This window comes from Aromatoleum toluolicum (assembly GCF_012911005.2).
Lineage (GTDB): Bacteria > Pseudomonadota > Gammaproteobacteria > Burkholderiales > Rhodocyclaceae > Aromatoleum > Aromatoleum toluolicum.
The window spans coordinates 26,288-46,425 of sequence record NZ_WTVS01000007.1 but is presented as its reverse complement, the minus strand read 5'-3'; the positions used below and the strand labels follow the sequence as shown (position 1 = coordinate 46,425).

The 20,138-nt window shown below is 63.8% G+C and carries 14 protein-coding genes; 4 read left to right on the top strand and 10 right to left on the bottom strand.

What is annotated here, in order from left to right:
* Positions 1–2: 2 nt before the first annotated feature.
* The 6 genes from GPA27_RS04940 to GPA27_RS04915 form a co-directional block, all read right to left on the bottom strand.
* A complete protein-coding gene (locus tag GPA27_RS04940) occupies positions 3–794 on the bottom strand; it encodes a polysaccharide deacetylase family protein (RefSeq protein WP_169138189.1) in 792 nt (263 codons plus the stop codon).
* A gap of 149 nt (positions 795–943) precedes the next feature.
* The gene (locus GPA27_RS04935; RefSeq protein ID WP_246260944.1) at positions 944–2,020 is read right to left on the bottom strand and encodes a glycosyltransferase WbsX family protein; all 1,077 of its coding nucleotides are present in this window, start codon (positions 2,018–2,020) and stop codon (positions 944–946) included.
* 54 nt (positions 2,021–2,074) lie between these two features.
* Positions 2,075–4,054, bottom strand: coding sequence for a hypothetical protein (locus tag GPA27_RS04930; RefSeq protein ID WP_169138188.1), 1,980 nt, complete (start codon positions 4,052–4,054; stop codon positions 2,075–2,077).
* 26 nt (positions 4,055–4,080) lie between these two features.
* Positions 4,081–5,547: a lipopolysaccharide biosynthesis protein gene (locus GPA27_RS04925; RefSeq protein WP_169138187.1), complete on the bottom strand. Its 1,467-nt coding sequence runs from the start codon at positions 5,545–5,547 to the stop codon at positions 4,081–4,083.
* Positions 5,548–5,594: 47 nt separating this feature from the next.
* A complete protein-coding gene (locus GPA27_RS04920; protein ID WP_211164833.1) occupies positions 5,595–6,380 on the bottom strand; it encodes a class I SAM-dependent methyltransferase in 786 nt (261 codons plus the stop codon).
* Positions 6,381–7,207: 827 nt separating this feature from the next.
* The gene (locus tag GPA27_RS04915; RefSeq protein WP_169138186.1) at positions 7,208–10,789 is read right to left on the bottom strand and encodes a VanZ family protein; all 3,582 of its coding nucleotides are present in this window, start codon (positions 10,787–10,789) and stop codon (positions 7,208–7,210) included.
* A gap of 223 nt (positions 10,790–11,012) precedes the next feature.
* On the opposite strand from GPA27_RS04915, the gene GPA27_RS04910 reads away from it, so the two are divergent.
* Positions 11,013–11,426, top strand: coding sequence for a hypothetical protein (locus GPA27_RS04910; protein WP_169138185.1), 414 nt, complete (start codon positions 11,013–11,015; stop codon positions 11,424–11,426).
* Here GPA27_RS04910 and GPA27_RS04905 read toward each other — a convergent pair.
* Positions 11,423–12,628, bottom strand: coding sequence for a pyridoxal-dependent decarboxylase, exosortase A system-associated (locus GPA27_RS04905; protein WP_169138298.1), 1,206 nt, complete (start codon positions 12,626–12,628; stop codon positions 11,423–11,425). The two genes, GPA27_RS04910 and GPA27_RS04905, sit on opposite strands and share 4 nt — an antisense overlap.
* A 35-nt stretch (positions 12,629–12,663) precedes the next feature.
* Entirely contained in the window at positions 12,664–14,265 is a 1,602-nt protein-coding gene (locus GPA27_RS04900; protein ID WP_169138184.1) for an acyl-CoA ligase (AMP-forming), exosortase A system-associated, read from the bottom strand.
* Positions 14,266–14,418: 153 nt separating this feature from the next.
* Here GPA27_RS04900 and GPA27_RS04895 point away from each other — a divergent pair, with 153 nt between their 5' ends.
* The gene (locus GPA27_RS04895; RefSeq protein WP_076602209.1) at positions 14,419–14,670 is read left to right on the top strand and encodes an acyl carrier protein; all 252 of its coding nucleotides are present in this window, start codon (positions 14,419–14,421) and stop codon (positions 14,668–14,670) included.
* A 6-nt stretch (positions 14,671–14,676) separates the two neighbouring features.
* Here GPA27_RS04895 and GPA27_RS04890 read toward each other — a convergent pair whose 3' ends face one another.
* Both GPA27_RS04890 and cysQ read right to left on the bottom strand, forming a co-directional pair.
* Entirely contained in the window at positions 14,677–16,404 is a 1,728-nt protein-coding gene (locus tag GPA27_RS04890) for an SLC13 family permease (RefSeq protein ID WP_169138183.1), read from the bottom strand.
* Positions 16,401–17,198 (bottom strand): 3'(2'),5'-bisphosphate nucleotidase CysQ, encoded by a 798-nt coding sequence (gene cysQ / locus GPA27_RS04885; protein ID WP_256222778.1) that lies wholly within the window; start codon positions 17,196–17,198, stop codon positions 16,401–16,403. Before cysQ ends, GPA27_RS04890 begins: the two co-directional genes overlap by 4 nt.
* Positions 17,199–17,296: 98 nt before the next feature.
* Between cysQ and cysD the strand changes: the two genes are divergently transcribed.
* Positions 17,297–18,196, top strand: a complete 900-nt coding sequence (gene cysD / locus GPA27_RS04880) for a sulfate adenylyltransferase subunit CysD (protein WP_169138180.1) — start codon at positions 17,297–17,299, stop codon at positions 18,194–18,196.
* 1 nt (position 18,197) lies between these two features.
* Entirely contained in the window at positions 18,198–20,105 is a 1,908-nt protein-coding gene (cysN, locus tag GPA27_RS04875) for a sulfate adenylyltransferase subunit CysN (protein WP_169138179.1), read from the top strand.
* Positions 20,106–20,138 lie beyond the last annotated feature (33 nt).

The window sequence follows — 20,138 nt, the reverse complement described above, 5'->3', positions numbered from 1 at the left end:
GTTCAGCCTCGCAAGCGCCGCAGCGCATAACGGGCGATGTCGCTCCAACCGACCTCGTGACTACCGAAATACAGCTTGCGGGCTAGGGTGCCTGCCGTGTCGTGGTTGAAGATTGTGAGCCTGCGTAGCGTGAATGGATTGCCGTCGCGCAGGGCCCAACCGGTACGTGTAGTGCACGCGGCGAGATACCCTGCCGCGCGGACCGCACCCGCACAGCGCATGTCCCATGCTCCGTATGGATACGCAAAGCTTGTCACCGCAAGGCCGAGGGCATCCTCGAGTGCCGCCCGCGAGTCTTGCAGTTCAAGCGCAAGCGCGTTGTCGTCCAGGGCAGGTAGTCGCGCGTGATGCACCGTGTGTGAGCCTATCTCCATGCCGGCTGCATGCATGTCACGCAGTTCGGCGACGCTGAGCAAACGCCCGGCAGGGCGGCCATCGCCTGGCCAGTTTGGCGTCGCACCAAACGCACCCGTGACGACCAGCCATGTGGCGCGCAATCCTCGTTCAAGGAGCGCTTGATAAGCCTGCAAGTTATCGACATAGCCGTCATCGAACGTAATCGCAACCGTCCGTTCTCCATGATCGAACTTTCCCATTGCCAAGTCCGCCATCGTGATGACCCGGTACCCTTGCGCAACCAGGAAATCCACCTGCTCGACAAAACGGTGCAACGATACCGCCCAAGGCCACATCGGCGATTCCTTTCCGGACTGCACCGAATGGTATGCCAGCATCACGGGACCGTGTTCGCCCGCGTTTCGATGCAGAAGAACGGAGATGGGATCAGGTTTCATCAGGTTAAACTCCGCCTCGGTCGGCCGCGCACGCTGCCATGTCGCCATGCAAACGACGCGAATCTTGTCGTGCCGTGCTAACTAGGCGTCATTCGTGTAGCGTTGGGGGCCTGATTTCGTTGTACGGAAGGAGCGCGCGTAGACGATCCTCATTCGAGGATCTCCTCGCGGATTACCTCCAGCCACGCCCGGCCCCATTTCTGGTCAGGCTCGACGTAATTGCCTTCCGCCCATTCGTTCCATGCCTTCAAGAATACAATTCTCTGCTCTGCTTCTCGATTGGATACGCGACCGATGGCTTCACGCAGATGACCGCGGAAAAGTTCTGGCGTCGCATTGTGGAATACCAGTCCGCGCATTCCCGCCCTCGGCGTGTTGTCCCAGTTGGGAAGCGCCAGTGGATAGTCGGGCCATTCCACCGGTGTACTCCGTAGGAGAATCGACCTTACTTCCTCGTAATCCCAGATGGTCAATTCATGCGTGTTGCCCCGCAACGCAAGTTTCAGCTTCGTCGTAAGATAACGGCGCGGAATTCGCCCGTCGTGTCGTGGCAAAGCCTGCATTGTAGATGCGTCCAGGCCGCGCGGTCTCGGATCCCATCCCTCGCTTCTGTGGGATACGCCAATGAGATAAAGACCCGGCAAACCTGCCTGAAGCGCTCGCTCGCGCCAGAAATCGGTCACCCTCACTACATCGGGAATGTCATCCGGTCGATAGATCACGAAGATCGGCTTACCATCGACCGTCAGGTAGCGCCGGTCGGTGAAGGCCTGCAACAACCAATTGAAATGAGCGGCGTGATCGTCCATCCCAAGGTAGACCTGCTCGATCAGCGGTCGGTTCGTTCCTTGCCATGCCGTGCTCCAACTGTGGTTCGCCCAGCAAAGGCAAAACGGGAAATCGGGCTCGGACGAGAGCAGAATCTCGTTGACCGGTCGCTCGAGGATACGCCTTCCCCCGAACCAGTAGTGGTAATAGCAGAATCCCTCAACACCGTAGTCCTGCGCCAGGTTCGCCTGCGCATGACGGGCCTCGGGCAGACGAAGATCGTAGAAGCCCAAGTCGGCAGGTATGTGAGGCTGGTAATGGCCTGGGAACAGAGGCCGCGCCTTGGCAACATTGGTCCACTCGGTAAATCCCTTGCCCCACCACGCGTCATTCTCAGGTGTTGGATGAAACTGCGGCAGGTGAAAAGCAATCAGGCGAGCTCGTCGGTTCATTGGCATGGCATCACAGGTTTGACATACGAAACACATTGCCCTTGAAGATTCAGGCGCACTTCATGCGGTGTCAGGTGGATTCGGCGGAGAATAGTGATGCCCCCACAGCCAGCCATGCGCTGGCACCGATGTGGAACTTCCCGCTCCATCGGATGAGACCCATCGGAGCGTTGTGTCTGGTTCTTTCCGCCAGGCTAGGGGAATGTCCCGCGTCGTAGGGTTGATGATGAGGATTTCGTCCCTGTAGCTTCGCCCGAGATTTGCAATGCGTAGTTGCGAATCGACCGGTGACGGACATGCCCTTCGTTCTGACACGGGAACGACCTCGGTGTTCGTGCCAAGGAGCGCAGGAGGTAGCCCGAAGCCGGCTCTTGCGCACTGCAGCATGGCTTCGGCCAGCCAGATTCTATGCGCGGCGTTACCGCTCGTCATGCACAAGTGCCACAGCGCGTCCACCCAAAAAACAAGCGCGTGCCCCCTTTCCCCGAGGCTGCCCCAATACTCCAGCAAGGGACCATTGCGCGTGTAGGCCAGAGCTGGCTCGATGACGTCGCGGAGGTCTTCCTCGCTGAAGCGGTGCTGGTAACGGAGCAAGTCCCAAACGTTGACCGTGTGGTACGCATGACTGACGCCGGCAAGGTTTATTGCCCGGTCAATGTAGCCGTTGGGCATGACAAGACGTGGCCAGCGAATGCGTATACGGTGCATTCGCGGAACCAGATATTTCCAGCCAAGACGCTTCAGGGCACGTAGGGGCATTGGTAGCCGAGCCGCCGAGTTCGCGGGCAACCACGTGAGTTCTATCACTCGAAATAGAAGTGCATAGAGCTTCTCGGCAGGGCGGCATGCTAGAAGTGCCCTCGTAGCGGCCTGTCCTGAGGCTATCAGGGCGTCGAACTTCGTCTCACCTGTCAGCGCTCGATAGCGATCTAGCGCAATCAGACTGTCGAGATGGGTGTTGAGAACCAGCATGTTCGTTTCCGACTTTTGCCATGTTCGGCTGCCTTGCCACGCGAATGGGCACTTGTCCATGCCTGCCGCCGACAATTCGAGGGTGTCGTGCAGAAACCAGGCGCCTTTCTCCGTTTGATCGGCCAGCTCCGTTACGAATGCGGCGGCCTTCGCGAGTGCCGTCCTGACGGCTGGGTGGCTGTCTTCCTCCAGTGCCGTGGCGAGCAAATGCATGCCACCGACATGCAGCCGTACGTGGCACTCCATGTCATCCGTCCACTCGCCGTGATACCAGGCGCCATCGTCGCGCTGGCGAGCAATGACTGATACCACCACCTGCTGTTTCAAGAGCCCGTACAGACGCTTTCCACTAGCGAGTTCGAGACCCGTCAGAACGAGAAACAGGGCATATGCATCGAGTTCATCAGCGATCTTCCAGTTGCGAGGCCAGGCGAATTGCGTCTCGTATACGTGTCCATGCACCAGATGCGCATAGACGTCCGCGGGGCGCCGGTAACTGGAGTGAGATCCGTAGACGAAGTACGGCTGGGTCTCAATCGTCGCAAGGCAGTCAGTTTCATCGCGCCAATCAGCTAAGTCGGGCGGTAGTTTCCACAAGACGAAGTCAATATGAAACCCCATGGCCGGGCTGGAAAACTGCGCGAAGAGCAGAGCATCGGATGCCGTCATGCCGGTCAATGTAGCCGGAGACTCGTGTGTGATATGCCCATGCCCATCAAGTGAGCGCAGCATAGGGGGGCGAGGAATCCAGTACAGCGGGCTGCCTTCGATCGACGAGACCAGCAACCAGCCACCGGCAGCGACTGATTGGAGTCGGTAGCCTCCCCTTAGTGCCACTTCGATCGATCGCGTTTCCGTGCCTGTGGTACGCAGAAACAAGCATGCAGCGCCGCCAACATTGTCGAGCACGCAAGACGTGCCGTCCGTCAAACTCCATTCGATGCGATGGATTGCGCCGCGCGTGCCGTCCGAAAGAGAGACTCGTCGGACCATGTGCCTCGACGCATCTCCCGACTCAGGCGGCGGAGCGAAGAGGTCCTCGAGAAAGTAGCGTTGTGTGCTGCTCATGAAGGTCGCGGTCTTGGATGGATTGCCTAATCCTGACGCGCTAGACGTAAGCGAAGCTTCCAGCGTTGCGATTCATCGATAAGCGCGGTAGGTGGGCAATATAGGAAGATGATGGAATAGACGAATGCTCCGGTTAATGTGCAGATCAGAAGATAGACGGGGGCAGAATCCCGAGGCATGTTGGGTGGCAAGACAAGATCGAGCAAGGCGAGCGTGGCGAGCAATGCTGTATTGAGCAACATGCCGGGCGTCACGGCTACGAAGAGATCAGAGAGTCGCGTATCGATGCACTTTCTTGCCAGTACGTAGAAATGTGTGGTTGCGTAGATCTGACTGACGACGATGCCGAAGGCGACGCCCGCAAGTCCCCAGTTCAGACCCATATAGCAGCCGCCTGCCACGAGTACGAGGGTGATTGCCTGAAGTACCATTTCGCGCCCCAGGCGGTTCGACGCAGCTAGCAGCGCGCCGCACGGATGGCCGATGCAGTAGAGTGCACCGAGTGGCGCGAGTATCTGGAGCGGTATCGCCGCGTCCAACCACTGCTTTCCATACACAACGACCACGAAAGGCTCCGCCAGCCACCAGAGGCCTATGTAGAAAGGCAGCGTGTACACGGTGAGCAACGAGATCATCTTGTAGAAGAGGTACTTGAGTTTGTCTTGGTTGTCCTGCTCCTCGGACATGGCACGAAACACCGGCTGATAAATCGGTCCGCTTATTGTGTTGAATGGAAGTTTTGCAAGGCTGTCCCCCTTATTGAACAAGCCGACCATCGTGGCCCCTCCAACCGTAGTGATGATGAAGTTGCTTGTCTGATGGCGAAGATAGCTAATCAGGTCATTAAGCGAAATCTTGATGCCAAAGCCGCTATGGCGGTATGCAAGTTCACGGTCGAATACCACGCGGGGGCGCAGCGGTGTGAGGCGTTGGAATAGCGCCAGGTTGATCATGCTTCCGGCCAAGCCGCCAAGGACAAGACTCCAAACGCCATGGCCGGTCACGGCCAGCCCAATGCTGAAAAGACTGCTAATGATATTTGCTATAAGATTTCCGATCGATGATTCCTTGAATCGCATCTCGCGTTGCAGCCAAATCCCATGGAGATTGATGAAGGGGCGCAGCAGGAAGCTCAATGTCGATACTCGAACCAGGTCTTCGTAGCGGGAGTCTTGAAACCACGAGGCAAGGAATGGCGCCAGGCCGAAGAACGTCGTATATATGATTCCGCCGATGGCGAGCTGGAGACTGAAGACGACGTGAAAATCCGCCTGTGTCACGTCCTTTGCGCGAATCAGCGCTTGACCCATACCCCCGGAAGCGATAAGCCCGACGAGTCCAGTAAAGATCTGGATCGTCACAATCATGCCGAAATCTGCGGGGACCAGCAGACGCGCCAGTATCACTCCGAATCCGAATTGCAGCACTTGGCCGACGATGTTGTTTCCGACGAGCCATGTTGAACTGCTTCGAATAGACTGACGGAGGGGCATGCAAGTATTCTTGTCGGTGGGCTGATGCAAGGAGGCGATTGCCGCTGTTAGTGGTCGCGAACGAGATAGAAACACGCCTGATCGCCATCGCCGGCAAGATTAAGCTGTGCTGCACGCTGCCGGTATTGTTGAATCTGCTCGCGGGTGAATATGGAGCTTTCTGGATTTACTTCGTAGGAGCGTGGGTCCAGTAACGGTATATCGCGGACGTATTGTTCGCTGCCCCAGAATTGCAGAGGTTCAGAGTCGAAAACGATATCCCCAAGGCGGAAGCCTGCTTGCTTGGCCAGCACCTGCATGCTCATGATGCTGTGTAGGAAAAGGTGCCGAGGGGCGTCTAGCTGGACCCAGTTATGTCCATACGTTCGCCACGCATTCGTGCCGCAGACCGGGATGCGGATCAGCACGGCATGACCCGGTTTGACGAGGCGGAACAGGCTTTGCAGCGTCGGCAGCGGATCCGGCATATGCTCGAACGAGTGGTGTAGTGTAATGAAATCGAAGGCGCCGTCCATCTCATGAACCGAGAGCTTTAGTACACGCACGCCGTTCTGGTAATGAATATCATTGCCGATGAACGGATCGATTCCGACCAGATTAGTAAAGCCCTCCCGACGCAGGGTGAGCAGTCGGTCGCCTAGACCACACCCGACATCTAGGATCGCGGCACTGAAATCACGTACGCCGCCGCGCCGCAACCATCCAAAGTGACGCGGTTGCACATGCTGCATTGCAGCGATCTTTCCGACTATGTGTAGATCTGTAGTGAGCCAATATTCGGCACGCTGCCTGCGAAGCCAGCTTGAAACGGGTCCTTCTGCGACCTTGTTCATGCGCGGCAGCTGGAAGTCCCAATAATTCTTCGGGTAATACTTGGAAAGGTCCTCAGGGGGGTGTGCAATCTGAAGGCAGCCGCACCGGCCACATATGATGTATGTGAATTCATCGCGAAAGCCAAACATCATTTCGCGCGCGACGATCTCGTTATTCTCACTCTCGTTCGCACAGATTCTGCAAGCAACCATTGTTAGGGTTCTCGGTTCGATAGCAGTGTACTGGGCCGACGAGCGTTGCTGCGAAGATTGGTCGGTCGCGAAAGCCGCTGTTCCTTGTGTAGGCAATTCGCCTTCCAAAGCCAGCTTAGTTGGGCTGGTTTCTGTCCTGGCACGCTTGGTGCTCGGTAAAGCGTGTGTTCGAGTTAGGTCCGCGACATATAATTATAATGTTGGCACTGATCGGACGACGACGCCGTGAATTATCAGTCACCTCTTGGTGCGCGTATCGCTTGCTCGTGCTGCGGTAGCCTGTCCTGCGGCGCGGTACAAGAGTGTCGTAGTAGGACGGGTGATGGGGCGTAAGCGCGATTCGGTCGGCTTCGGTCGTGACAGATGTCTCGTCGGGGGAGTCGCGGGGGCCATGAAGCCGTCCGTCATTGGAAGGGGCGTCGATATCGAAGCGCTGGACATTCGCAGATGCCTGCTGAACGCAGAATGGCAGCGGCTGTGGCGACTGGCGTGCTAAGTACCGACTGTCCCACCCCTTGGGGTTGTCGCCAACAACGGTCCGGTGGGCGTGGGTCATTCATTGTTTGGCTGATTTTCGGCGATGATCGGCGAAAGTCGGTTATGTTGTCTTTCCTTCGCTACGGCCTCGCGGTGGTTCAGCGATCGAGTCGTAGCGCCGAGCGCAGCCACGCTGTCCAGTGGTGTTCGAGCGAGGCGGGGGTGACGTTGTCGCTGCGTAGTCCGTGGATCTTGACCGATGGCGCCTCGCCGATCTCGATGCGCACGCCGAGCTGACCGGGTGTGAACCACCAGCGCGTCGTGCGCTGGGGTCCGGCGATTTCGCAGCCCAGTTCCTCGCCCTGTCGCAGCAGGCGCACGCGATGGGCGGGGCGCGTGTCCGCGCTGGTGGGCAGCAATACCACGAGGAAGCGGTCTTCGAGGGCGTCGTGCGCGGGCATAAGTTCTACCCTCCAGCCACCGGCCTCCGGCGCCGGAGGCGGGCGACGCATCGCCTCGACGAGCTTGCCGTCGTCGTCGTGATTGCGGCCATCGACGAAGAACTCGAAACCGCGCCCGCCTGTGGTCAGCAGGCGGCGTTCCTGCGGAAGCAGCACGCGGGCTTCGAGTCGGCCGCCCGACCGCGCCGCTCCGCGCGGCGGTGCGGCGACGACGAAGCCCTCGTTGCTGACCTCCGGTGCCGAATTGGCGTGCAGGAGCCAGCGTTTGCGGAAGGCGGGGTCGGTGGCGCGGACGTCGTCGTAGATCACGACGACGTCGTCGATCCGGTCGTAGCCAAACACCCGCCACGCGCGTTCGACGCGGCGGCTGCGGTGCGAAGCTTCGCCACGCGCGGAGTGGGCGTTCGTGTAGGCGGGGGTGAGGTCGGCGACCGCGACGGTGAGCGCATCCTCGTCTAGAAGGCGGGCGATCCGGCCGGTGTGGTAGAGCTCGCGCGCTCGCTCCCATTCGTCGCGGTCGATGGGCGCCGGGGCGACATGCCAGCCGGAGCCGACGCGCCGCTGTCCGCCGTCGTTCGCGATGGGCCGCGGGCCCTCCGGGGTCGGGAGGGGGGCGTCGTCGGCCGGATCGGTGACGGTGAGGGCGTTGTGAGCCACGGTCTGGTAGGCGTAGTTCATGTGGTGGTCCGAGCCGTAGCGCGGGCCGTAGATGCCGCTGTCGACCGCGAGCGGGCCGCCCTTGTCGATCGTGAAGGCGCCCTGGTCGAGATGGCTGTGGGACCAGAAGTTGTCGCCGGCCTTGAACGTGACGTAGGTGGCGTCGGGTGTCCAGTCGTTGCGGGCGACGACCAGGCCGATGCCGTCGAAGTGCCGCGAGAGGGGGCGCGTTGCGACGGAGCCCGGATCGGTAAGTGTGGCTTCGGACAGCGGACCCCAGGGCCAACCGGTGGGCGTCGGGGCCGCGGGCGCGGCGGCAAGACCGTAGGCTGCTGCGTGGCGGTAGTGCAGGGCGAGTGGCGCGGCGTCGGGCGGGTGCCGCTGCAGGTTGCTGGCGTCGCCCCAGCGGATCTGGGTGCCGTCGGGGCGTGTGCGGTAGACGAGGAAGTCGAGGAAGCCGCGTAGCCCGACCTCGGACTCGAAGAGGTTCTCGCCGGTCGCGGCGAGCCACATCGCGGGGACCGTGTAGACCGCCTGGCCGATGCCGACCGCGACGTATTCGCCGCCTTCGTGCCAGCCGCCGTGGGTGCCGAACACCTGGCGCCACACCGGCAGCACGCGCCGTGTCCACAGGTCGTGAGTGAAGGCCATGAGGGCGTCGCCGCGCGGGTGTTCGCGGTACAGGGCAATTGAGCACGCCATCAGCGCCTGCAGCGGGCTGTTGTAGAGGATGGCGTTGTACGGCGAGAGGCGTTCGCGGCGGATGAAGTCGATGACGTACTGGCAGCCCTCGCCGAGCTTGTCGTGGAGGGCGATGCGCTCGGCGTAGCTCCACTGTGCGTGCAGCCAGTCGTAGGCAAGCGCGAGCGCTTTGACCTGGTCGTCGCCGCGATCGGTGAAGCGCATTTCCATCAGGCGGCGGTGCAGCAGGCCGAGATCCTGGCTGCCGGGTGCGGCCAGGGCAGTGAAGGCGACGGCATCGACCGGCCCCTTGCCCCCGCCCGCAGCATTGCGCCGTGCCGCAAGGTAGCCCGGATTGCGTGCCGCGAGTTGCGCCAGATCGGCCGCCGATGGGTGCGGAAGCCGCGGATGGGCGTCGCGGAAGCCGGGCAGCGACACCGCCGGCGCGGCTTCGGGGGGAGGGAAGGTGGTGTGCGCGCCGTTGTCGGCGGGCGACCAGGACGCAGGAGGGCGGGTTGCAGCGACGACGGCGCCAAGCGCGGCGACTGGGAGCGCGACACCGAGGGGGAGCCGCCACAGGGGGGCTGGTCTGCGGGGGGATGATTGCACTGTTGTCGGGCTTGTTTCTTGCGTGCGGCGCAGCGCCCGGCTCGCCAGTGCGTCGGTGAGCCATACGCTCGCCCCCGCGATCAGGAGATTGGTCGGGTCGGGGTGCTTTGCGGCGGTAAAGAGCTTCAAGACTTCGATGCCGAGGCACAGGGCGGCCCCGAGCAGGATTGCAGCCCAGGCTGCGCGCCGCCGGCCCGGAAAAGCGAGCGCGGCCGCCAGGCCGATGGGCGCGTAGCTCCCAGCAATCGCGAGTACGCTGCGCACCGCGGCGGTTTCGGACGTGTAGTAGTGATAGTAGAAGGGCAGGAAGCGCAGTTCAGCGAGCTTTTCAGTCGCAGCCCAGAGCGGCTGGAGACGCAGGGGCAGTACTTCGTTCAGGGCGAGCGTCAGGAGCAGGTAAAGAGGTGTGGCGAGCAATACCGCGCGCCGGGCGGCGCCGGGTTCGATCCGTAGCCCGCCCTCGACGGCACTGCGCGCAAGGGCTGCACCCCACGCCGCGCCGAGTCCGCGCGTGAGCACCGATATCCCTTGAGTCGTACCCGATGCGAGCAGAATCTGCACGAGTTCGATCGCCAGGCCGAGACACATCCCCAAGGCAAGACCCGCGAATGCGCCTGCTCGCCTCGCTTGCTGCGTACCTGCCCCGACCACCAACAGCGCACCGAACGGCATCACCAGCACGGCCTCGGCGAACAGCTTGGTTGCGCAGCTCAGGCCCGCGCCGCAACTGGCGGTGGGGGCGAAGGCGATGGCTTCGGCGTTGGTCAGCTTGGCGGTGAGTTCGGTAGCGGAAACGAGAAAGTCGTAGGGAAAGAGGCTGAACGCGAGGTAGCCGCTGGCGTAGAGCGCGAGCAGGGCGCGAACGCTGTGGGCGCCGCCGCCGACGAAGCGTGCCCACATCGCGGCGAATCGACGCCCCGACGCGAACCACAGCGCACAACCCAGTCCGGTGCCGAGGAATTCGGCAATGAGGTCATTGAGTGAAACGGTGCGCGGCGGAAAGTAGAGCTGCAGAAACTCGATCCCCAGCGCAAGTGCGAGACACGCCCCCAGCGTACCCGCAAGTCGGAAGATTCGCGGGCTCCGTTGGTCCCCCTGGATTGCACCCGTCGCGCAGTACGCCAGCACGAGATACAGCAAAATGTTCGCGACCCAGTCGGCGCGCGAACCGACGCCGAGCGCGAGGTAGGGTGTGGCGAGAAAGGCCTGCCAGGCGTCCGGACGGGGACGGAAGTCGAGCGGGACGAGGCTCCCGTAGACGATGAAGACCGCCCATGCGAGCGTCGCTGCGGCATAGGGATTTCGCGCGACGACAGGGGCGGAAGCTGGCAAGGCGTGCTCCGGCGGAAGGCGGGCGCAGGGGCGGGCGCCACTGTCGCCGCGTCAAGGCAGTGTCCTATTATGGGATGCAGGGCCGACGCGAACAATCGATGTGACTGAATGCACGCGTGTTGGATATCACGCAAGCGCGGCACGAGATGCGGGTCTAGACTGATTTCGTTCTTTCCCTGCCGCGACCCGCCGATCGGGCCGCATTCGTTTCCGGAGGATCGTCATGAAGTGCCTGCTAGCCTCTGCCGTCCTGTCGTTTGCGTTATTGCCCACTACCGCCGGCGCTGCGTGTACGGCGGCTTCCCAGGTCACCGGTGCCACCACGTTGACGACGCTTCTGCAGGGCAAGACACTCTGCGCATTGCGCGGGACCGACCGATGGCAGGAATATCACCAGGCGGGGGGCGCCCTGATCGACTACAAGATGGGGCCGAACGACAAGGTCGATCCGACCAAGCAGGTGGGTACCTGGACGGTGACGGGCAACGGCCCTGGCACCCAGGTGCGCTACGACTACGGTCGGGGCCAGAATTACACGTACAAGGTGCACACGATCGTCCAGGACGCCAGCTACAGCCTGTGCAGTGGGACGGAGGATCTCGTCGTTACCCTCCGCCCAGGCCAGGGGCCCTGCTAGACCAGTACCTCGACCACCGGCGGATGCCCGAGGAAGGCCTGCGGGCTGGCGCTCGCGCCATAGGCGCCGGACTGGAAGATCACGACCAAATCGCCGACCTGCGCTTCCGGCAGGGGCATGCGTTCCGCCAGGAGATCGAGCGGGGTGCACAGCGGGCCGACCGCCGTCGCCACCGTGGAGGCGGGCGCGTCCGCGCGGTTGCCGATCGCCGTCGGATAGTTCTTGCGGATGACCTGGCCGAAGTTGCCCGAGGCCGAGAGGTGGTGGTGCAGGCCGCCGTCGCACACGAGGAAGACCTGCCCGCGCGACACCTTGCGGTCGACGACGCGGCTGACGTAGGCCCCCGCCTCGCCGACGAGATAGCGCCCCAGCTCGATGACGAGCGTCGCATCCGGCATCCGGCGTTCCGCTGCGTGCGCGATCTCCGCAAGATTCGCACCGATCGGGGCGAGATCGAGGCGTGTCTCGCCGGGAAAGTAGGGGATGCCAAAGCCCCCGCCGAGGTTCAGCACGCGCACCGGCGCGGGCGCTGCGTCGGCGAGGCGCTGCGCGAGCTCGAAGCTCTTCTGTTGCGCCTCGACGATCGCCTCCGCGCGCAGGTTCTGCGAACCCGCGAAGAGGTGGAAGCCCTCGAAGGCGAGGCCGAGCCGTCCGAGCTCGGCGAGGAGCTCCGGCGCCGCTTCGGCATCGACACCGAAGGGCTTGGGGCCGCCGCCCATCTTCATGCCCGAGCTCTTGAGTTCGAAGTCCGGATTCACGCGCAGGGCGACTCGCGCCGGCCAGCCGAGGCGGGCGGAGATGTCCGCGAGCCGCCGCAGCTCGCCCGCCGATTCGACGTTCAGCAGCACGCCGGCAGCGACCGCCTGCTCGAGCTCGGTGTCGCGCTTGCCGGGGCCGGCGAAGCTGATGTCGGCGGGCGGGCAGCCGGCGTCGAGCGCCACGCGCAACTCGCCTGCGGACGCCACGTCGAGGCCGTCGACGAGTTCGGCCATGAACCCGACCAGCGCGGGCATCGGGTTTGCCTTCACAGCATAGTGGAGGTCGATCGCATCGGGCAGCGCTTCGCGCAGTTCGCCCACGCGTGTGCCCAGCAGGCGCCGGTCGTAGGCGTAGAACGGCGTCTGTCCGACGCGCGCGGCCAGGCGCGTGAGCGGCACGCCGCCGACGATCAGTTCGCCGTTGCGGATCGGGAATTGCGACATCGGTGCGTGAACGGGGGCGGGTTTGGCGGCGGTGTTCACTGCGCGGATTCCTGTTGCAGGTATTCGGAGGCAAGCAGCTTGCGGTCGATCTTGCCGTTGGGGTTGCGCGGCAGCGGTCCGCTGCGGACCTCAACGCGCGCCGGCACCATGTACGCCGGCATGCGGCTGCGGCAGTCGGCGAGCAGGGCCGTCGTGTCCAGCGTCGTGCCTGGGGCGGGCGTGGCGACGATGCAGATCGCCTGTCCGAGCGCCGGATGCGGCAGCCCGAAAGCGACGCATTCGCCGACACGGCCCGTGCCATAGACGATCTCCTCGACCTCCGTGGGGCTCACGCGGTAGCCGGAGGTCTTCATCATCTCGTCGCGCCGGCCGATGAAGTACAGGAAACCTTCCTCGTCGCGACGCACGGTGTCTCCCGAAAACACGGCGATCTCGGGGATCATCAGTCCGGCATCACGTCCGCCGACGCCGGCGGGCAGCGGCTTGTAGCGCTCGGCAGTCTTTTCCGCGTCGTTCCAGTAGCCCATGCCGACCAGTGCGCCGCGCTGCACCAGTTCGCCGGGTTCGTTCGGCGCGCATTCGCTGCCATCCTCGCGCAGCACCAGCACCTCGGCGTTCGGGATCGCCTTGCCGATCGAGTCGGGGCGGCGGTCGACCTCCTCGGGCGGCAGGTAGGTGGCGCGAAAGGCTTCAGTCAGCCCGTACATCAGGAAGGGGCGGGTGCGCGGCAGTTTCGTGCGCAGCGTCTTCAGCGTTTCGAAGGGCATGCGTCCGCCGGTGTTGGCGATGTAGCGCAGGTGCCCGGCGACCGATTCCGGCCATTCGAGTCCCGCGAGTTGGATCCATAGCGGCGGGACCGCGGTGAGCCCGGTGACCCGCTCGCGCACGACCGCATTGAGCACGTCGCGCGGCAGCAGGTAGTCGATCAGCACCGCGCGCGCGCCGGCGTGGAAGGCCGTCGTGAGTTGCGAGAAGCCGGCATCGAAGGACAGCGGCAGCGCCGCGAGCAGAGTGTCGCCGGCATGGTTCTCGAGGTACTGTGCAACGCTGCGCGCGCCGGTGACGAGGTTGCGGTGGGACAGCACCACGCCCTTGGGGCGCCCGGTGCTGCCCGAGGTGTACAGGATCGCCGCCATGTCGGTGTCGATCACGCGGTGGCCACTGCGCGCAGGGGCGGCCGCAAGATCGCTCCAGCGATGCACGGTCGCGCCTTCCACAGTCGGCAACTCCGCCGGTGTGCCGACCAGCACGATCTGGCGCAGGTCGTGGCACTGTGCGAGCACCGATTGCAACAGCGGGAGGCGCTCGGCGCTCGTGACCAGCACACGGACGTTGCAGTCGCGCAGGATATGTCCGACCTGCTCGCCCTTCAGCAGCGGATTGACCGGCACGAAGACGCCACCGGCGGTGCTCGTCCCGAACGCGGCGGCGACGAACTCGAAGCGTTTTTCGAGGTAGATCGCGACCCGTTCGCCCCGTGCGAGGCCCAGTCCGAGCAGTCCCGCCGCGAATGCATCGCATTGCGTTTCGAGTTCCGCGTAGGATATGGTTTGTGCACTGCGGCTCAGCGCCGCCTGCGCGGGATTGCGTGCGACGGCGGCGCGGATCAGGTCGTGGAGCAGGGCGATCGGCATCATTGCGGTGGTCTTGGCTCGGCGTTGCGCATTCTTTATCGTGGGGAAGCGAGGCGGGCGAGTGCAGACCGGAAGTATAATGCGCGACTCCGGGCCCGCAGCGTGCGGACGGTTGTGATCGTAAAGTGTGTTGGTAGGTGCTGTGAGGTTTTTGCTTTGAACATCCAGGAACAGGTCTTGGCCCTGCTCGACGAAGTGTTGAGCCTCAACGGCCGCGGGTTGCAATTCGATGCCGATACGGCGCTGCTCGGCAGCGTGCCCGAGCTCGACTCGATGGCCGTGCTCGCGGTCATCCACGCGATCGAGGAGCGTTTCGGCATCGAGGTGCCGGACGACGAGATCGACGGCAGCTCCTTTGCGACCGTCGGTACCGTCGTCGATTTCGTCACCCGTCTCAGCGCCCGCTGAGACGTCTCAGAACGGGAAGAATACCGGCACCAGCAGCAGGACCGCGGCCGAATAGGTCAGGCTGACCGGCAGGCCTATGCGGAAGAAGTCCAGCGTGCGGTATCGGCCCGGCGACATCACCATCAGGTGGGTCTGGTAGCCGAAGGGAATCAGGAAACCCGCGCTCGCGCCGTAGGCGATTGCCATCACGAAAGGCATCGGATCGACGTCGAACGCGCGGGCGGTCGACAGCGCAATCGGAAACGCAAGCGCCGCGGCGGCGTTGTTCGTGATCACTTCGGTGAGCACGACGGTGATCAGGTATACGCCGACGAAGGCTCCGACCACACCGTGGCCGTCGAACAGGCTGCGCATCGCGTCGGCGACCAGTTCCGCCGCACCGGACGACTCCAGCGCCTTGGCGATCGCGAGCGCCGAGCCGATCGTCACCAGCAGGTCGAAGGGGAAGCGCCGACGCATTTCGCTCACCGACAGGATGCGCGTCGCGAGCAGGATCGCGAGCAGCACGAGCAGACAGTTCAGCAGCGGCCACACGCCGACTGCGGACACCGCAATGGCGAGCGCGAAGCCGGTCAGTGCGAGCGTGCTCTGGCGTGGCGTCAGCTTCGGTCGCAGCACCCCCGAGTCGAGCAGGTGGAAGTTGCGGTCGATGTTGCGGTGCTGGGCGAAATCCGGGCCGACGGCGAGCAGCAGCGCGTCACCGACGCGCAGCGGGATCCGTCCGAGCTGGCCGGTCAGGCGCTTGTCGCCACGCCGGATGCCGACGACGCCGGCGTCGAACTGCGAGCGGAAATCCACGTCCCGCAGTGTGCGATTGGGCAGGATCGACTCGTTCGAGATCACCACCTCGACGAGATTGGAGCCCAGCAGCGCGTCGGCGCGCGTGCCGAACACCTGCAGGCCGGGAATCTGCTGCAGCGCCTGCATCTTTTCGACTTGCCCGGTGAAGACGAGGACGTCGCCTTCTTCGAGGACTTCGTCCGGCCCCACCGGGGAGATCAGCCGTCCTTCGCGTTCGAGTTCCAGCAGGAACAGGCCGTCGAGGTTGCGCAGCCGGTTCTGCTCGATGCTGCGGCCGGCCAGCGGCGAATCGGGAGTGATCTGCGCCTCGAGAAAGTAGGTCTGGCGGTTTTCCCGTTCGGCCGGTTCGTGCGCCGGCAGCAGGCGCGAGCACAACACCATCACCGCAATGCATGCGAGTGCGAGCGGGATGCCGACGAGGCTGAACTGGAACATCTCCAGTGCCGGCAGCCCGGCATCGATCACGAAGGAATTGACGACGAGGTTCGTCGAGGTACCGATCAGGGTCGTGACGCCGCCCAGGATCGCGGCGTAGGAAAGGGGAATCAGCAGCTTCGACGGTGCCACGCGGCGCTGCTTGGAGACCACCCCTAGCAGGGCGCCGACGACGGCCGTGTTGTTGAGTACAGCCGAAAACATCGTCGTCACGACGGACAGGCGCAGGATCGCGCGCGCCGGCCCGCCCTTCAGGACGAGATCCGAGAAGCGGTCCAATAGCGGCGAGCGCTCCAGCGCCAGCGACACCAGCAACAGCAGGATCAGGGTGATCAGCGCGGAATTCGTGTAGCCGGCGAGCCACTCGCGTTCGCTGACGAATCCGGCCAGGTAGTACGCCGCAGCCCATACCGTGAACAGGATGGCGGGGGCGGTGCGCCCGCGAATGAGGAGCGCCAGCAGCGCGACAATGGACAGCAGGACTGCGTAAGCCGTCATTGCGCGTGGGGCGTGACGCCTTCATCAAAGCCCCATGCGGCGAAATGGGGGGTCTCGAATCCCGGCTTGGCATAGGCGAGGGGGCGTCCGTCGAGTTCGGCGACGCGTCCGCCAGCGGCTGCGAGCACGGCATGGCCGGCGGCGATGTCCCATTCCATCGTGCGCCCGAGCCGGGGGTAGAGGTCGGCTTCGCCGGCTGCGATCAGGCACAGCTTCAGCGACGAGCCGGCGTTCGCCTGTTTCGCGACCTTGCGTCCCGCGAGAAAGGCGTCGAGCGCCGCCGCGTCGCCATGCGAGCGGCTGGCGACCACGGTGAGGCCCTCGGCTGGCGGCACGCGGCAGCGGATCGCATGACGACCGTTTGCATCCTCGACGAAGGCGCCGACGCCAACCGCCCCCGCGTAGAGCCGGTCGAGGGCGGGGGCGAGAACAACGCCCAGCAGCGGCCGGCCGTCTTCGACGAGGGCGATATTGACCGTGAACTCACCATTGCGCTTGATGAACTCCTTGGTGCCGTCGAGCGGATCGACGAGCCAGAAACGCTTGCCGATGGCCGGAACGCGCCCCGCTGCGACCGCCTCTTCGGCCACCACCGGAACGTCCGGCGTGAGTGCCGCGAGCCCTGCGAGGATCACCGCTTCGGCGCGTTCGTCCGCCTCGGTGACCGGCGACGCATCGTCCTTGCCGCGCACCGAAAAATCCGTCGCATACACCGACATCACGACTTCGCCCGCCTCGCGCGCGATCGGCAGCAGGCGCTCGAGGAGATCGGAAAGGGGATGGTTATCTGACACAGGTGCCACTCCAGCCGGTTGGTATACTTGGCGACCCGGCATTGTAGGTCCGATCACGCGGGCCGACTGTGCAATTCATCGTCATCACGAGGACCTCGATGTCTCTTACCCACCTGCAGCGGCTCGAAGCCGAAAGCATCCATATCATGCGGGAGGTGGTCGCCGAAGCGGAAAACCCGGTGATGCTGTACTCCATTGGCAAGGACAGCGCGGTGATGCTGCACCTCGCGATGAAGGCCTTCCACCCGGCGCCCCCGCCGTTCCCGCTGCTGCACGTCGACACGCGCTGGAAGTTCCGCGACATGTACACCTTCCGCGACGAGATGGTGAGCAAGCTCGGGCTCGACCTGATCGTGCACATCAACCCCGAGGGTGTCGCCAAGGACATCAATCCCTTCACCCACGGTTCGGCGATCCACACCGACATCATGAAGACCGAGGGCCTCAAGCAGGCGCTCGACCAGTATGGTTTCGATGCGGCTTTCGGCGGCGCCCGCCGCGACGAGGAAAAGTCGCGCGCCAAGGAGCGCATCTTCTCCTTCCGCACCGCGCAACACCGCTGGGACCCGAAGAGCCAGCGCCCCGAGCTGTGGAAGCTCTACAACGCCCGCAAGCACAAGGGCGAGTCGATGCGCGTGTTCCCGCTGTCGAACTGGACCGAGCTCGACATCTGGCAGTACATCTACCTCGAGAAGGTGCCCATCGTGCCGCTCTACTTCGCCGCCGTGCGCCCGGTCGTCGAACGTGACGGCGCGCTGATCATGGTCGACGACGAGCGCATGCCGCTGCATGCGGGCGAGGTGCCGATGATGAAGAAGGTGCGCTTCCGCACGCTCGGCTGCTACCCGCTCACCGGCGCGGTCGAGTCCGAGGCCGAGACGCTGCCGGCGATCATCCAGGAAATGCTGCTGACCAAGACGTCCGAACGCCAGGGGCGGGTCATCGACCACGATTCCGCCGCGTCCATGGAAAAGAAAAAGCAGGAAGGGTATTTCTGATATGGCACACATCTCCGACCTGATCGCTACCGACATCGAGCAGTACCTGCAGGCGCACGAGAAAAAGAGCCTGCTGCGCTTCATTACCTGTGGCAGCGTCGACGACGGCAAGAGCACGCTGATCGGGCGCCTGCTGTACGAATCGAAGATGCTCTTCGAGGACCAACTCGCCGCAATGGAGGCCGACTCGAAGAAGTACGGCACGCAGGGCGAGAACCTCGACTTCGCGCTGCTCGTCGACGGCCTCGCCGCCGAGCGCGAGCAGGGCATCACGATCGACGTCGCCTATCGCTTCTTCTCCACCGACAAGCGCAAGTTCATCGTCGCCGACACCCCGGGCCACGAGCAATACACCCGCAACATGGTGACCGGCGCCTCGACCGCCGACGCCGCCGTGCTGATGGTCGATGCCCGCCGCGGCGTGCTCACGCAGACGCGCCGCCACAGCTACCTCGTGTCGCTGCTCGGCATCCGCCGCATCGTCGTCGCGATCAACAAGATGGACCTCGTCGACTACGCCGAGCCCGTGTTCCGGCGCATCTGCGACGACTACCGCAGCTTCGCCGAACAGATCGGCCTCGATGGCGTGACCTTCATTCCGATGTCCGCTTACAAGGGCGACAGCATCATCGAGCCCAGTGCCAATATGCCCTGGTACCACGGCACCACGCTGATGGGCTACCTCGAAACCGTCGAGGTCGACGACGAACGGCTGCAGAAGCAGCCCTTCCGCCTGCCCGTGCAGTGGGTCAATCGTCCCAACCTCGACTTCCGCGGCTTCGCCGGCTCCATTGCCGGAGGCATCGTCAAGCCGGGCGACCGCATCCGCGTCCAGCCCTCGGGCAAGGAAAGCACGGTCGCGCGCATCGTCACGCGTGACGGCGACCTCGAGCAGGCCGTCGCCGGGCAGTCGGTCACGCTCACGCTGGCCGACGAGATCGACATCTCGCGTGGCGACGTCATTTCGACCGCCGACTCGCCCGCCGGCTCGGCCGACCAGTTCGAGACGACCCTGGTGTGGATGCACGACGAGCCGCTGCTGCCCGGCCGGCCCTACCTGCTCAAGATCGGCGCGAAGACCGTGACCGCGACCGTCACCCACATCAAGTACCAGGTGAACGTGAACACGCTGGAGCATGTGGCCGCGCGCACGCTCGAGCTCAACGCGATCGGCGTGTGCAACCTCAGTCTCGACCGTCCGATCGCCTTCGATCCCTACGCCGAGAACCGCGACACCGGCGGCTTCATCCTCATCGACCGCCTGAGCAACAACACCGTCGGCGCGGGGCTGATCCATTTCGCGCTGCGTCGCAGCCAGAACATCCACATGCAGCACGTCGATGTGGACAAGGCTTCACGCGCCGCACTCAAGCACCAGAAGCCGTGCGTGCTGTGGTTCACCGGGCTGTCGGGCGCAGGCAAGTCGACGATCGCCAACCTCGTCGAGAAGAAGCTGCACGCGCATGGTTATCACACCTACCTGCTCGACGGCGACAACGTGCGCCACGGCCTCAACAAGGACCTCGGCTTCACCGAGGCCGACCGCGTCGAAAACATCCGCCGCGTGGCCGAAGTCGCGAAACTGATGGTCGATGCCGGCCTCATCGTCATCACCGCCTTCATTTCGCCGTTCCGTGCCGAGCGTCAGATGGCGCGCAGCCTGATGGCGGAAGACGAGTTCATCGAGGTGTTCATCGACACGCCGCTCGAGGTCGCCGAGGGGCGCGACGCCAAGGGGCTGTACAAGAAGGCGCGACGCGGCGAGCTCAAGAACTTTACGGGGATCGACTCTCCTTACGAGGCGCCGGAAACCCCCGATGTGCGCATCAACACCGTGACGATGAGCGCCGACGAGGCGGCCACCTACCTCGTGCTGGAGCTGCAGCGCCGGGGCGGCCTGGGCGACTGAGGTGAGCGAGGACAACAAAAAGCCGGAGCTGCG